The organism is Prosthecobacter sp. (assembly GCF_044232965.1).
Classification (GTDB): Bacteria; Verrucomicrobiota; Verrucomicrobiia; order Verrucomicrobiales; family Verrucomicrobiaceae; genus Prosthecobacter.
In genome coordinates this window covers 1-14,379 of the sequence record NZ_JBIIKX010000003.1, presented here as the reverse complement: position 1 = coordinate 14,379, position 14,379 = coordinate 1, and the positions used below count along the sequence as shown (strand labels likewise).

The window sequence follows — 14,379 nt, the reverse complement described above, 5'->3', positions numbered from 1 at the left end:
AGCCTTAAAGTCCCATCACCTGCTTCAGATACGCGATGCTCTGACGTGCGATCGTTGGCGCATCTGGCGTGTAATCGAACACTTCGACCGAGAGGTAGCCGTCATACTTGGTCTCGCGCAGCGCGGCGATGATTGGCTCGTACTTCACTTCGCCCTGGCCTGGGCCGCGCAGATTCGGATCGTTCGTGTGGAAATGCACGGTCCACTCCTTGCTGTCGCGGATGATGTCGGGGATCGACTTCGATTCATCGCTCATCGCCTTCACGTCGAGATGCAGCTTGCAGGACGGATGGTCCACCAGTTTGCACAGGCGGATGGTTTCCTCGGCGGTGTTCAAAAAGTTCGTTTCCTTGCGGCCCAGCGGCTCCATGGCGATCACCACGCCGTATTTGCCGCATTCCTCGGCCACTTCGCGCACGCAATCGGCTGCGCGTTTGAAGGCGTCCTCGTAATTCCACTCCGGCAGCACGTTGCGCGCCTTCGGACTGCCCCAGACCATGATTCTGCCGCCTGTGGCACCGCAGAACTGCGCCAGATGCCTGCCAAACTTCACCGTCTCCTTGCGCTGGAGCGCATCCGGCGTCGTGATGTGAAACCAGGTGGGTTTCGTCAGTAGCCAGTGCAGGCCGAGGATTTCCAGCCCGAACGATTTCGCCTTCGCGCAAAGCGTCAGCGCCTCCTCCACCGTTAGCTCACGCGGGTCGTCTTTGAGCGTGAAGGGTGCCAGTTCGATGGCGTGATAACCCGCCGCTGCGGCGTCCTCACACATTTTTTCAAAGCTCCAGTTCTGGTAGGTCTCGTTGCAGATCGCGAATCGCATAGGGTGTGGAGCTTGGGCGGATGACTTCCCGCGTCAACCTGCTTGCACAAAGCGTCTGTTGTTGTGCTATGTTTCTGCATGCCAGTCTTCCGTCTCATCCTCCTTGCGCTCGCCAGCAGCGCCATCGCCCATGCCGAACTCACGCTCGGCGTGCCGGCGATTGAGCTGAAACCGAAGCCCGAGGACGAGGAGGTTGAGACCACCTTCAAGTTCCGCAACAGCGGCGACAAAACGGTGAAGATCCGCGGCCTCGAAAGCGCCTGCTCCTGCCTCAGCTCAGAACTCGACAAGGCTGAGTACCAACCAGGTGAGGAGGGGACAGGGCGAGCCTCGTTCAAAGTGTCCACCTTTGTCGGCAGGCATGAGAAATTTGTCACCGTCAGCACCGACGATCCGAAACAGCCGGAATGGCAGATCAACTTCATCCTCGACGTGCCTGCGGTTGTGGACATCAAGCCAAAGACCCTGCAATGGTTCATTGGTGATGAGGCCAAGCCCAAATCCTGCCTGGTGCAGTTCACTGGCGAGGAGCCGATGAAAATCGTCAAAATCACGGCCACCCGTGAAAATGTCAGCTTTGACTGGAAGGAGCTGAAGGAGGGGCGCGAGTATCTTGTCACCGTGACGCCTAAAACCACGCAGGACATCACGATGGGGGCCTTGAAGATCGAGACCAACAGCGCCATCGCCAAATATCGCCACCAGCTCGCTTTCTTCTCGATCAGTCGAAAGCCTGAAACTCAGGCCGCCAATCCCTAAACCCGGTTGAACCCATGCTGGCCACGATTCGTCAGGCTTTGATCCTTTTCCTGCTGGCCGTCGCTGCCGCCTGGGGTACGCACACATGGCATCCGCGTGCCCCGGCTTTTTATCTAGTGCAGGAGCCGCTGCGGGATGACGAGGTCTCCATGCAGGCCATCCAGGGACGCTGGAAAGGCGACGTGCTGTGGATCGACGCCCGCATTCAAGAGCAGTTCGACGCCGGGCATGTGCCTGGGGCGCTGCTGTTGAACGAGCAGAAGTTTGATGAGCAACTCTTCGGCCATCTCGACACGCTGCAAGCCAACACCAAGCCCATTATCATCTACTGCAGCGCCGCGAAATGCGAGGCCAGCCGTCATGTCCTCGAACGTCTCAAGCAGACGCTGCCGGTGGAGAACGTCTTTGTGCTCAAAGGCGGCTGGCAGGCGTGGAAGGCCGCTGGTAAATGAGATTGACGCCGCGTCGCTTTTTTTTGTAGCATGCGGTTTCTATGACACTTCAAGCACTTCTCATCTGGTCCGCGCTCGGCTTTGTGGCGGGATTTCTGGCCAAGCTTATCATGCCGGGCAGGCAGGGCATCAATCCCATCACCACTGTGCTTCTTGGCATCATTGGCAGCATCATCGGCGGCTATCTGGGTTCCCTGATGGGCATCGGCGATGCTTCCGGCACCTTCAGCCTCAAAGGCATCGCCGTCGCCGTGGGCGGGGCCTTGGTGTTGATGTTTGTCTGGCGGCTGCTGTTTGGGAAAAAAGGCTGAAGCGCTGTGGGTTGCGATTTGAGATTCACAAACGTAGTCTCAGGCATGCAAACCCTCCGCATCTTCCTGCTGGCTTTCCTGGCGGTCTTCTCTGCCCGTGCGAATGAACCCACGCTGGCGGGCAAGTTTGCCCGTGTGGTCGTGACCGACTCCGATCTCGACGACCTGCGCCGCTGGCAGGCGCTGCGGCATTGGATGGATGAGGCCGTCAAGCAAGGCGCATCAGGGGTGATTCTTGAGCTTCAGGTGACCCAAAGCCCGGCGCAGGCGGTGCTGCCGCTCGCGGAAGAACTGGCCCGGCTTAAAATCAAAACACAGGCTTTTGTCAACACCTCCGCCATCGGCGGCGGGGCGCTGCTGGCTCTGGCCTGCGATGAAATCTGGATGGCGCCCGGTTCCCGCATCGGGGCTGCGCCGCCGAAGATTCAGGCAGACGAATCGCTTTCGATCAAAGCCCAGGACACGCTGTTATCCGAGGCGCTTGCTGTGCTGAAGGCCGGGGCGCGCAGTTTGTGCAAGCTGAAAGGGCATCGCCCTGAAATCGCCGATGCCTTCGTGGATCGTGACAAAGGTCTGGTGCTGGGAGGCACCGCGTTCGCTGAAAAAGGCGAACTGCTGCTTCTGGATGCCGATGCCGCAGTGCAGCCGGTGGATGGCAAGCCTTTGCTGGCACGCGCCGTCATTGCAGATGCGCTGTCACTGGCCAAATCGGCCACGCCGTCGGGATCACTCTTGACCTTGGACGCAGCCTGGTTTGAGAAACGCGGTGAAGCGAAACTGGTGGTGAAGCCTGTGAGCGAATCTGCGCCCCAACCTCCGGTGGAAGCGAAAAAACCCGTGATCACACGCTCGCAGAGCTACAAGGGCAGGGTGGTGGTGATTCCCGTGGGCGAGGATGACCTCATCATCCCGGCACGCTTTGAGTTCATGAAGCGCACGCTCAATCTCTGCAACGAGCAGGGCGCTGAGGCGGTCATCTTCGATCTCGACACACCCGGCGGACTGGCCTGGGACACGATCTCCCTCATGATGAAAGACCTGCAAGCTCTCAAGACGCGCAGCTTTTCCTATGTGAACACCCGGGCCATTTCCGCTGGTGCCATGATCGCCATGGCCACGGACACGATTTACATGGCCCCCGCCAGCGCCATCGGCGCTTCCACGCCTGTCTCAGGGGATGGTACCCCGCTCGCCGAGGCCGAACGTGCCAAGAACAACTCCGCCTTCATGGGCATGGCGCGCACAGTGGTGCGCGAGAAAGGCCACGACGTACGAATCATCGAAGGCATGATCGACATGGACCGCGGCCTCATCATTAACGGACGCGTTATCATTCCGAAGGGAGAGATCGTCACGCTCGACTCCGAGCAGGCCACCATGCTGGTGGATGGCAAGCCGCTGCTCGCCAAAGGCTTCGCCAAAAGCATCGACGAGATCAAGCTGCGCGAGTCTCTGAAAGGCGAGGTCATCACTGCCGAGCCGACAGGTTTTGAAATGATCGCCATCTGGGTCACACGCTATGCGGCCATTTTGATCCTGATCGGCCTCGCGGGTGGCTATTTGGAGATGCAGACGCCCGGTTTCGGCATTCCCGGCTTCATTTCCGTAGGCGCGTTCGCCTTGTTCTTCTTTGGACACTACGTCGCCGGAAGTCTGGCTGGGCAGGAGACCCTGGTGGTCGCCATGATCTTCATCCTTGGCATCGTTTTGATCGGTGTGGAGTTGCTCGCCGCTCCGGGCACGATTCTGCCAGGCCTCATCGGGTTCGTTTGCGTGATGGTGGCGCTTGTTTATGCCATGTCCGGCTGGGAAGTCGCTCCACCGGCGGGAGAAGCACCAGCCTCCGGCGGTTTTTCATTCAACTTCGCCACCTACGCCACAGGCTTCCGTCATTTCGCGCTGGGGGTCAGTGGCGCGGCGGTGCTGATCACGGTGCTGGCCCTCTGGCTTCCCGCGTTGCGCCCGTTTCGTGCCATGGTGCTGGAAACGGCCGCTGGCGGCACCTTGAGCGACTCCCCTGTCATGCAGGCTGCCGCCAGGGCGAAAGCTGGCGACACCGGCCTCGCGCGCAGTGCCTTGAGGCCCTATGGCACCATCGAGATCAGCGGACACCTAGTCGAGGCTGCCGCAGAGGGGGATTACATCCAGAGCGGTGCCGCCGTCCGTGTGCGCGAGATTAGGGGCGAAAAGATCATCGTGGAGGCGGGATAGTCGTTACTTTCCGCAATGCGCTTGGTAAAATCCGCGTTAATTGGCACCCCCAACGCATGTCCAAAAACCTCAGTGCTCTCTCTTTCCGTAAAGGCGTCGAAAAGAACGTTTTCGAACGCATGGTCGAAGCCGCCGATAAGGCTGGCACAGCCGAAAAAAACGATCTCGTCCATCAGATGGGCCAGGATCATCTTTTCGGCGATGCCATCACACTCGGTGCGGTATCGTTCTACGACTTCCTGAAAAAGGAAAACGAGGGCAAGAAGGTCTTCGTCTGCAATGGCAGCGCCTGCTTGTGCGCAGGGACGCAGGACAAGCTCCACCACACGCTCGAAGGCCATTTCAAGAAGGACGAGATCGGCCACATCTGCTGCCTCGGCCGCTGCCACGAAGGCGGTGCGCTGCAATACCAAGGCAAGAACTACTCCGGCCAGAGCGACTCCGCGCTCGGCGATCTTTTCAAAATCGGGCAAGGCGACTCCGAGGACCGCTACGCAGTTGTTTCCCATCTCCAGCCTGCGCAGCTCACCGCCGAGTTCCCTGGCATTGATGCTTATTATGCGCCCTTCAAGAAACTCATCACCGAAGGCACTCGTGACGCGCTAGGCTCTGAATTAAAAGACAGCGGCCTGCGTGGTCGTGGTGGTGCGGGTTTCCCGCTGCATTTCAAATGGTCGAGCTGCCGTGCCGCCGAGGGTGCAGTGAAATACATCGTCTGCAATGCTGACGAGGGCGATCCCGGTGCCTACATCGACAAATACCTCATGGAGAAGCAACCGCACAGCGTCCTGCTCGGCATGATGGTCGCCGGTTGGTTCGCGGGTGCTGAGAACGGCATCCTCTACATCCGCGCCGAGTATCCCGACTCAGTCACGATCATCAACAAAGCCATCGAAGACCTCCGCGCCGCCGGACTTCTCGGCCAGAATATCCTCGGCACCGGCTTCAACTTCATGCTGAAGTCCATCAAAGGCGCGGGAGCCTACATCTGTGGCGAGGAAACGGCTCTACTCGCCAGTCTCGAAGGTCAGCGCCCCGAAGTGCGCACGCGCCCGCCGTTTCCGACTATCGAGGGGCTGTTCCGCAAGCCGACCATCGTCAACAACGTCGAGACATTCTCGAACATCCACGCTGTCCTCACGCTCGGCGGCAAAGCTTACGCAAAGATTGGCACGTCGCAGTCCACCGGCCCGAAATTGCTCTCGCTCGACAGCCATTTCGTGAAACCCGGCATCTACGAGGTCGCCATGGGCACGCCGCTGCAAACGGTGATTGATCTCGCGGGCGGCTTCAAAACCAAGATCAAGGCCATCCAGATCGGCGGCCCTCTCGGTGGCATTGTTCCGATGTCGCATATAAGCCAGCTCACCGTCGATTTCGAGAGCTTCAAGAAAGCCGGCTTCCTCCTCGGCCACGCCGGTGTTGTCAGCATCCCGGAGACGATGCCGATGATCGAGTACATCCAGCATCTCTTCCAGTTCACCGCTGACGAGAGCTGCGGCAAATGCTTCCCCTGCCGCCTCGGCAGCACGCGTGGCAAAGAACTCATCGCCAAAGCCCGTGGCGACAGCAGCTACAAGATCGACCGCGAACTCATCACCGACCTGCTCGACACGATGGAGCAAACCAGCCTCTGCGCCCTCGGTGGCGGTGTCCCGCTGCCGATCAAGAACGCGCTGGAGCATTTCCAGACTGAACTCTCCCCCTTCTTCAAAGCCTAACTTCAAACGCGCACTGTTATGGTCCAGGATCTCTCCACCCTCACCGCATTCATCGACGGCGAACCGCATCGTTTCGAGAACGGCGAAACCTTGCTCAACTTCATCGACCGCCACAAAGGCCGCGGCTTTGTGCCGACCCTGTGTGATGCGCCGCAGCTCGAGCCGTATGGCGCGTGCCGTGTCTGTTCGGTTGAAGTCGCGTTGCAACCTGATGGACCGCGTCGTGTTGTTGCCTCATGCCACACGCCTTTGTCAGCGGGCATGCATGTCTTTACCGAGTCTCCGAAAGTGCGGAAGCTACGGAAGAACATCGTCGAACTCGTGCTCACCGACCATCCTCTGGACTGCCTGACTTGCGAAGTGAGCGGAAACTGCGAACTCCAGACCGTGGCGGCCAAGGTGGGAATTCGTGGCGTGCGGTATCCGGCGGGGGCGAATCATCTGGATCGTACGAAGGACCATTCGCACGCCTACATGACCTCCGAACTGGCGAAGTGCATCAACTGCTCCCGCTGCGTGCGTGCTTGCGATGAGATTCAGGGCCAGCATGTGCTCTCGATGCATGGTCGCGGTTTCAACGCGAAGATCATCAAGGGCCTCGACCAGTCCTTCGCGGACTCGGAGTGCGTTTCCTGCGGCGCTTGTGCGCAGGCCTGCCCGACTTCGGCCATCAGCGATGTGTTCTTCTCCAAATCCATCGAAGCGACGAAGAAGACGCGCACCATCTGCACCTACTGCGGTGTCGGCTGCAATCTCAACGTGGCGACCAAGGGCGACCAGGTGCTCAGCATCCAGGCTCCCGTCGATGCGGAGGTGAATCACGCGCATACCTGCCTCAAAGGCCGCTTTGCCTTCAAGTTCTACAATCACCGCGACCGCCTGCGGAAGCCCCTCATCAAGCAGGTGGATGGTTCCTTCAAGGAATCGACCTGGGACGAGGCCTATGATCACATCGTCGCCAATCTCACTCGCATCAAAAACGAGCATGGCGGCAACGCAGTGGCGGGCATTTCCTCCGCACGCTGCACCAACGAGGAAAACTACCTCATGCAAAAGTTCATCCGCCATGTGATGGGCACGAACAACATCGACTGCTGCGCCCGCGTTTGCCATTCGCCGACCGCGTGGGGCATGCAGCATTCGTTTGGCACCGGCGCGGCCACAAACAGCTACGAGGACATCGAGCACACGCGCTGCATCATGGTCATCGGCGCGAATCCGACCGAGGGACATCCCGTCACTGGTGCACGCTTGAAGCAGCACATCATGAAAGGCACGCCGCTCATCGTGATCGACCCGCGCAAGATCGAGCTTGTGCCGTATGCGAAGCATCACCTCCAGCTCCGCCCCGGCACGAACGTGGCGCTGCTGAACATGTTCGCCCGCTGCATCCTTGATGCCGGATTGGTGAAAACCGAGTTTGTGCGCAAGCGCTGCGAGAACTGGGAGGAGTTTGAAACCGGCCTGCGTGCGCTCGATTTGGACGAACTGGCCAAAATCACCGGAGTGGCCGTAGAGACCGTCCGTGCCGCTGCCATCGAATACGCCAGCGCGGAGGCCGCCATGAGCTTCCACGGTCTCGGCGTCACCGAGCATGAGCAGGGCGCGAAGACCGTCATGCTCATCTCCAATTTGGCGATGATGACCGGGAACATCGGTCGTCCAGGCGTCGGCGTGAATCCGCTGCGCGGTCAAAACAACGTGCAAGGCGCTGCCGACATGGGCTGCCAGCCACATCAGGGCGCAGGCTACTTTGAAATGGACGATGTGACCGTCCAGAAGCGCTACACCGACTTCTACGGCACTCCCGCTCCCACCGAGCCCGGTTGGAAGATCCCGCAGATGTTTGATGCCGCCATTGAAGGCAAACTGAAAGCCCTCTGGCTCATGGGCGAGGACGTCGTGCAGACCGACCCCGACGTGCATCACGTCCGCCATGCCATGGAAAGCCTCGAATTCCTCGTCGTGCAGGAGATTTTCATGACCGAAACGGCGAAGTATGCGCACGTCATTCTTCCCGCCTCCAGCTTCCTTGAAAAGAGCGGCACCTTCACCAATGCCGAGCGCCGCGTGCAGCGCGTGAACGCCGCAGTGAAGCCGCTCGAAGGCACCAAGCCCGACGGCCAGATCATGTGCGAGATTTTGCAGCGCTTCGGCTTCCCCCAAGCCGATTATACGCCCGATGGCGTGCTGGCTGAGATCGCGCAGATCGTGCCCTTCTTCAAAGGCGCCACCTGGGAAAACCTCAGCATCAATGGCAAGCAATGGCCCGTCAAAGAAGGCGGCGTGGACACGCAGATCATGCACCAAGAGCAGTTCACACGCGGCAAAGGCCACTTCCACTACTTCGACTGGAAAGAGAGCGCCGAACTCAAGACCAACGGAGCCGAGTTCCCCTTCATCCTCACCACCGGTCGCATCTTGGAGCACTACAACTGCGGCACCATGACCCGCCGCACCGGCAACAGCGAGATCGTCACCCAGGACCTTCTTTCCATCAATCCCGCCGACGCCCAGCGCAAATCCATCCGCAGCGGCGATCGCGTCCGCCTCAGCAGCGCCCGTGGCGAGGTCGAACTCGAAGCCCGCGTCACCGATGAAGTGAAGCCCGGCATCCTCTACACCACCTTCCACTTCCCCGACGCCATGGTGAACAACGTCACCGGCCAAGGCTGTGACGGCGACACCATGTGCCCCGAGTACAAAGTCATCGCCGCCGATGTCGAGTTTGTCAGCGCCGGCAGGCCAAAGAAGAAGCGGATGATGGAAATGGTGTGATGAGTATCACCCAAACCGCACGCAATACACCGGCGGAAGATCGGCGCTGAGCCGCTGCCACGAATCACCACTGTTTTCGCTGATCCAAACCGAGCCGGTGGTGCTGCCGAAGGCCAGGGTGCGGCCGTCACCGGTCACATCAAGGCAGTGGCGATACACGAGATGGTATGCGTTCTGCTGCGGCAGGCCGTTGCGCACCGCTTTAAAGGTCTTGCCACCATCGCGGGTGCGCATGACGCATAGGGAGGCGTCCACGGGCACGCGCCTGTCGTCGTTGGCGCCGGGCACAAACCACGCGGTGAGCGGATCTTGCGGATGCACGGCCACGGCGAAGCCAAAGTCAGACGGATCGGCGCTGTGGATGCGTTCCCAGGTCTTCGCGGCATCGGTGCTGTAATAGATGCCGCAATGATGCTGCAACCAAAGATGATCGGGATTTGCCGCACAGCAGGCGATGCGGTGCGCGTCCTGGATGTTGGGGTTTTCTTGCTCACCCGGCGGCATGAAGTCGGCCACGAGTCCTTTGCCCAGCAGGTTCCACGTCTCGCCGCCATCGTGAGTGTCCCAAACACCACCGCAGGAGATGCCGAGAGTCACATGGCGGCTGTCACGAGGATCGACGCAGATGGAATGAATGCCCGGCCAGTCCATGCCGCCGCCGAACCATTCTTTTCTCTCGGGGCGGTTCCACAGGCCCTCCACGATTTGCCAGCTAGCGCCGCCATCGGCGGATTTGAAAAGCGCACCTGGCACCGTGCCGCACCATAACACACTCGGTTCATCGACCCCGCCTGCCTCCAGCACCCAAATTTTCTCCAGGCTCTGTGGAATCGGCTTCTGGCTCATGGCGCAGATCACCGGTTCATCGCCTTGCGGATACACTGGCACGGCGATCTCAGCCCAGGTCGATCCATCATCGCCTGAAGCATGCAGTTTGCCGCCATAATGTCCGTGCTCGACCGCCGCGATCAGTCGGCCATCGCGTGAATCCGGCAGGAGCATGGGCACCGGCACGCCGAGGAATGAGGTACGCTTGATTTCCCAGCCGTTCGGGCTGCCTTCGACGTGGATCAGTCCTTTGCGTGTGCCGAGGTACAGTTTCGTGCTCATGATGTTAACCTCCTGACAGCGCCTGCATGACAAAAATCTCCGACGCGGGACTCACCGCATCCGAGAGCCGCGAACGGTCCCTGATCGCCGTGCCATCGACAAACACGACGACATGCTTGCGCACCGCGCCCTGGTCATCCAGCACATAGCCACGCAGCGCCGGATGCAGGGCAAAGACGGCGTCCAGACATTCGAGCACCGTCTCGCCTGCGACTTCACAGGTCGGAGCCGTCGTCTGGCGGGCGAGGTTCGCGGTGAATTGGACGGTGGGCATGGCGGGTGGCGCGAATGACAAACTCAGAATGACGAATGAAGGCCGAAGCCGCAATGCCGAAACTCTGTTTCACGCCTCCGGCAGTTCTTGTCCTTTTGTTTCGGGCAGCAGTGAGAGCACGAGAATGCCAATCACAAACAATCCTGAGAGCATCGTGATGGCCACGGGCAGATCGAAGGCGGCCTTGAGCTTGCCGGAGGTGAACAAAATCGGCGCGGCGAGCAGGCGGCCGGTGTTGAAGCAGAAGCTCGATCCGGTGGCCCGCAGGTGATCGGGGAAAAGCTCCGGGAAATACACGGCGAAGCCGGCGTGGATGCTCAGCGTGACGAATCCCATCACCGGCAGCGCGACGAGCATCTGCCAGTGCGTTTGCGGCAGGAAGCAGACGATGGGGATCACGATGAGCGACAGCATCTGCATCAGATAAAAGGTGCGCTTGCGGCCGATGCGCTCGCAGATCGGCCCGAAGGCCAGCATGCCCAAACCGCCGCCCGTGGCCTGCACGATGCCGTAGGCGAACTTCGATTCTGTCTCGATGGTCTCCTTTGCCCAGCCCAGTTTGGCGAGCAGATGGCTCATCAAATCCTGCCCGGCCACGGTCACTCCCCAAAAGGTGCCGAGGCCCACCGCCGCGAGCGTCATGCCGCACAGCGCCCGCAATCGCCATGTCGGATGACTGAACAACTCGCGGAAACTGCCCACGCGATCTCCCATGGACTTCTGCGCGGCTTGAAGACGCTCGGGTTCTTTGATGGAAGCCCGCACCCAGAGGGTGAGCAGCGCTGGAATCACGCCGATGAGATAACCGTAGCGCCAGTTCGCGCCCACCCACATGCCGGTGATGCCGGCCATCCATGTGGCGAGCACACTCGTTGAATGGAAGATGCCGGAGGCCCGCGCCCGCGCCTCCTTTGGAAACACTTCGGCCACCAATGCCGCCGCCACGGCCCATTCGCCCCCCACGCCCATCGCCACGAGGAAACGCAGCGTGCAAACATGCCATAGATCCGTTGCGAAGTAGGTCAGGCCGGAAAAAATCGAGTAAAACAGGATCGTGACGATCATCGTCGGACTGCGGCCCCAGCGATCTGCCAGCATGCCGAAGAGCCACCCGCCCAGCGTGCCGCCGACAAGGAAGAAGCCCAGCACGATGTCGCCCCATTCCTTCACCCCCGCTGAATCCGGCGATTGCTGCAAAATCTCCGCCAGCATCGCCTTCCGTGTGATGTTGAAGATCTGCCCCTCAAACGCATCAAAGACCCAGCCTAGCGAGGCGACGACGAGCACGAGCCACTGGTAGCGAGTGACGGAGGAGTACCATTTGGCGGGAGCGGCGTTCATCGTGAGGTGGAAAAAAGAATGACGAATGAGTAAATCCGAATGACGAGGGAATGTCGAAACCAGAACGCCGAAAAAGAGCCGCTTTCTCCTGTCCATGCTTTCACCTGCCTTTTTATCCGAGTCACATGTCCGTGTTGTCGGCAGTTTTGAGGAACTCATCGCCACGCCCTTTCGTGATGGCGTGAACGCCTTGTGCTGGCCGCGCACGCTGGTCGGCGATTTCGGCGAAGTTGTGGACAAGCTCGGCCTGGGGCAGGGGATCACGACTCTCGATGCCGAGATGCTTCACGCGCTGCCTTTGAGCGTGGCAGGCCAGGCGGCGGTCGAGTCAATGCTTGCCGATCATCGTCTGCTCACCGAACACGGGCTCGAACCGGTGTTGAATGGCATCAACGGTTACGTGCAGCCGGAGGAAACCGGCCTCGTGCGCACCGATGTCTGCTCCTGGCATGCCGACAGCGCCACCGCCGAGGTGGACACCTGGCTCTGCACCTACCAAGGCGCTTCTTCCGAGGGCCTGCCCAATGAGCAAGCCATCCGCCGTGTCGATGTGCCCGAGACGCGAACGTTGCTCCTCAAAGCTTACGGCGGAGCTGATGACGAAGCCTTTCGCGAATGGCTGAACGACCACTACTACGATCTCCATTACGCTCCACTGCCCGACGCAAAGCCTTACTCCTTTGGCATCGGCCATCTCTGGCGCGTCGCCACGCTGCATGAGGGCTGCGCGGTGCCGCCCTGCATTCACCGCGCTCCTGATCCGGCGCCGGGGCAGGTGAGGTTGCTTCTCATCTCATAAGGAGTGGCGATGAGTCGTCGCCATCCACGACAAGCTGGAAAAGCTTGGTCTGATTTCCATTCTTTCTGCTATGGCGACGAGTCGTCGCCACTCCATAGGATTCACCCCACTATCGTCGTCCCCGGAATGGCCACGGGATACCATCCCTCCTCATCCGGCTTCACCGGGGGCTCGGTGTCCCAGGTGAGGTTGTCCGGCGCGAGGCTTTCCTGCGAGGCCATGACCTGCTCCCAGGTGATCACCTGGCCCGTGTAGGTCGCCATGCGGCCCATCACGCCCATCAGCGTGGAATGTGCGGCGTATTCGGCGTCGATGCGCACTTTGCCGGTACGAATATTCTCAAAGAACGCGTCGTGTTCGAGCTGATACGGGTCTTCCTTGTTGCGCGTGCGCTTCCCGCCCGGAGGCTGGCCGTTGAGGAGGAACTTGCCGCCGTTCGCCAGGTCTGCTGCGCCCTTTGTGCCGTGGAAATGCTCGCTCACATCGCGTGCGCACTTCCCGCCGATCTGGCAGCACTGGCTCAGGATGCGCATGCCGTTCGCGTATTCGAACTCCACCGTGTGGTGGTCAAAGATCGTGCCGTTCTCCTTCGCCCGCCGCACCTGCCTTCCGCCCTGGCCGGTGGCCTTGATCGGCATCTCGCCCTTCATGACCCAGTTTGCCACGTCCAGGTTGTGGCAATGCTGCTCCAGAATGTGGTCCCCGCTCATCCAGGTGAAGAAGTACCAGTTGCGGATCTGGTAATGCAGCTCGCTCTCCCCCGGCTCACGCGGAAATCCGGGGCGCGACGTGCCGTTCCAATACACACGACCGTAAATCAGGTCGCCGATCTCGCCCGCGTGAATGCGGCTGATCATGTCGAGGTAGCTCGGCTGGTAACGGCGCTGGAAACCCACGCAAACATTCAGCTTTTTCTGCTTCGCCACCTGCGCTGCCGCGATCACCCGTTTCGCGCCCATCGCATCCACCGCCACCGGCTTCTCCATGAAGACATGTTTTCCCGCCTGGATCGCCTGCTCAAACAGAAACGGCCTTGGCCCCGGCGGCGTGGTGATCAGCACCACGTCCGCCAGCGCAAAGGCCTTCGTGTAGTCCTCGAAGTTCGTGAACACCTGATCCGGCGGCACCTCCACCTGGCCCTCATGCTTCGCCTTCAGGATGTCCAGCGCCGCCTGCGCCTTGCCTTCGAGCGGATCGACGACAGCCACGAGTTTGATCGTGGAGCCGGCACTGAGCGCCTGATGGCAGGCCCCGGTCCCACGTCCGCCGCAGCCGATGAGGGCAATCTTTATATCGTTGTCTTTTGGAGCCGCAAACGCATGCGTCGCGGCGGTCAGGGCGGTGGTGGTCAGGAAAGTGCGGCGAGTGGGCATGGTCGTGGATTGACTCCTCCATGAAACCGATGCCGCCACAGGCATATTTCATGATGCCGTAGGTGCCTTAGAGGACGCTTATTCGTTCACGTCAGATGGTTACGTTGAGGTTTAGCGGCTTGCTCTTATTCACGACAGGCTTGGCGACGGCTGGGAGGTTTGTTACTCCGAGCGCGGCAGCAAGAATTGGTTGCTTGTCTTTCGCTCCGAGTCCGAAGCGTGCGATGAGTTCCTGCGCTGTCTTTTCCAAGACACCACCACCCGCCGTTCAGCGTTCTCGCAGCCATGAACCCAACATCGTTCAACCCGGATTATGCAATGGAGTAGGCGAAGGGTGGTGGCCGGGCCTCGATTTGGCGGAAGATCGCGTCCATCCAGGGGCGCTTTTTCTGAGGCAGCGAGAGCTTGAGCACCCGTTTGCGTGCGTGCT

Annotated in this window: 12 protein-coding genes; 7 read left to right on the top strand and 5 right to left on the bottom strand. The window is 60.3% G+C overall.

The genetic code is table 11. The features are described from left to right. Positions 1 to 4: 4 nt before the first annotated feature. Entirely contained in the window at positions 5 to 820 is an 816-nt protein-coding gene (locus ACILSI_RS01830; protein ID WP_395720131.1) for a sugar phosphate isomerase/epimerase family protein, read from the bottom strand. 78 nt (positions 821 to 898) lie between these two features. Here ACILSI_RS01830 and ACILSI_RS01825 point away from each other — a divergent pair, with 78 nt between their 5' ends. From ACILSI_RS01825 to fdhF, 6 genes are read left to right on the top strand one after another with little or no spacing between them, the layout of a single operon-like run. Then, positions 899 to 1,579, top strand: a complete 681-nt coding sequence (locus ACILSI_RS01825; RefSeq protein ID WP_395720130.1) for a DUF1573 domain-containing protein — start codon at positions 899 to 901, stop codon at positions 1,577 to 1,579. Positions 1,580 to 1,593: 14 nt separating this feature from the next. Continuing rightward, positions 1,594 to 2,031 (top strand): rhodanese-like domain-containing protein, encoded by a 438-nt coding sequence (locus ACILSI_RS01820; RefSeq protein ID WP_395720129.1) that lies wholly within the window; start codon positions 1,594 to 1,596, stop codon positions 2,029 to 2,031. Positions 2,032 to 2,072: 41 nt separating this feature from the next. Beyond that, positions 2,073 to 2,342 carry a GlsB/YeaQ/YmgE family stress response membrane protein gene (locus ACILSI_RS01815; protein WP_395720128.1) on the top strand — a complete coding sequence of 90 codons (270 nt, stop codon included), beginning with the start codon at positions 2,073 to 2,075 and terminating at the stop codon, positions 2,340 to 2,342. A 45-nt stretch (positions 2,343 to 2,387) separates the two neighbouring features. Next, positions 2,388 to 4,553: an NfeD family protein gene (locus ACILSI_RS01810; RefSeq protein ID WP_395720127.1), complete on the top strand. Its 2,166-nt coding sequence runs from the start codon at positions 2,388 to 2,390 to the stop codon at positions 4,551 to 4,553. Between the two features lie 56 nt (positions 4,554 to 4,609). Next, positions 4,610 to 6,274 carry an NADH-ubiquinone oxidoreductase-F iron-sulfur binding region domain-containing protein gene (locus tag ACILSI_RS01805; protein ID WP_395720126.1) on the top strand — a complete coding sequence of 555 codons (1,665 nt, stop codon included), beginning with the start codon at positions 4,610 to 4,612 and terminating at the stop codon, positions 6,272 to 6,274. A gap of 18 nt (positions 6,275 to 6,292) precedes the next feature. Then, the gene (gene fdhF, locus ACILSI_RS01800) at positions 6,293 to 9,052 is read left to right on the top strand and encodes a formate dehydrogenase subunit alpha (RefSeq protein WP_395720125.1); all 2,760 of its coding nucleotides are present in this window, start codon (positions 6,293 to 6,295) and stop codon (positions 9,050 to 9,052) included. A 6-nt stretch (positions 9,053 to 9,058) separates the two neighbouring features. Here the strand turns inward: fdhF and ACILSI_RS01795 are convergent, their stop codons facing one another. From ACILSI_RS01795 to ACILSI_RS01785, 3 genes are all read right to left on the bottom strand, one after another. Next, complete coding sequence (locus ACILSI_RS01795) at positions 9,059 to 10,162, bottom strand: WD40/YVTN/BNR-like repeat-containing protein (RefSeq protein WP_395720124.1); 1,104 nt, start codon at positions 10,160 to 10,162, stop codon at positions 9,059 to 9,061. 4 nt (positions 10,163 to 10,166) lie between these two features. Further along, positions 10,167 to 10,436 (bottom strand): MoaD/ThiS family protein, encoded by a 270-nt coding sequence (locus ACILSI_RS01790; RefSeq protein WP_395720123.1) that lies wholly within the window; start codon positions 10,434 to 10,436, stop codon positions 10,167 to 10,169. A 69-nt stretch (positions 10,437 to 10,505) separates the two neighbouring features. After that, positions 10,506 to 11,777 carry an MFS transporter gene (locus ACILSI_RS01785; protein WP_395720122.1) on the bottom strand — a complete coding sequence of 424 codons (1,272 nt, stop codon included), beginning with the start codon at positions 11,775 to 11,777 and terminating at the stop codon, positions 10,506 to 10,508. A gap of 94 nt (positions 11,778 to 11,871) precedes the next feature. Here ACILSI_RS01785 and ACILSI_RS01780 point away from each other — a divergent pair, with 94 nt between their 5' ends. Beyond that, complete coding sequence (locus ACILSI_RS01780) at positions 11,872 to 12,576, top strand: hypothetical protein (protein WP_395720121.1); 705 nt, start codon at positions 11,872 to 11,874, stop codon at positions 12,574 to 12,576. 101 nt (positions 12,577 to 12,677) lie between these two features. Here the strand turns inward: ACILSI_RS01780 and ACILSI_RS01775 are convergent, their stop codons facing one another. Further along, a complete protein-coding gene (locus ACILSI_RS01775) occupies positions 12,678 to 13,949 on the bottom strand; it encodes a Gfo/Idh/MocA family protein (RefSeq protein WP_395720120.1) in 1,272 nt (423 codons plus the stop codon). Between the last annotated feature and the right edge of the window lie 430 nt (positions 13,950 to 14,379).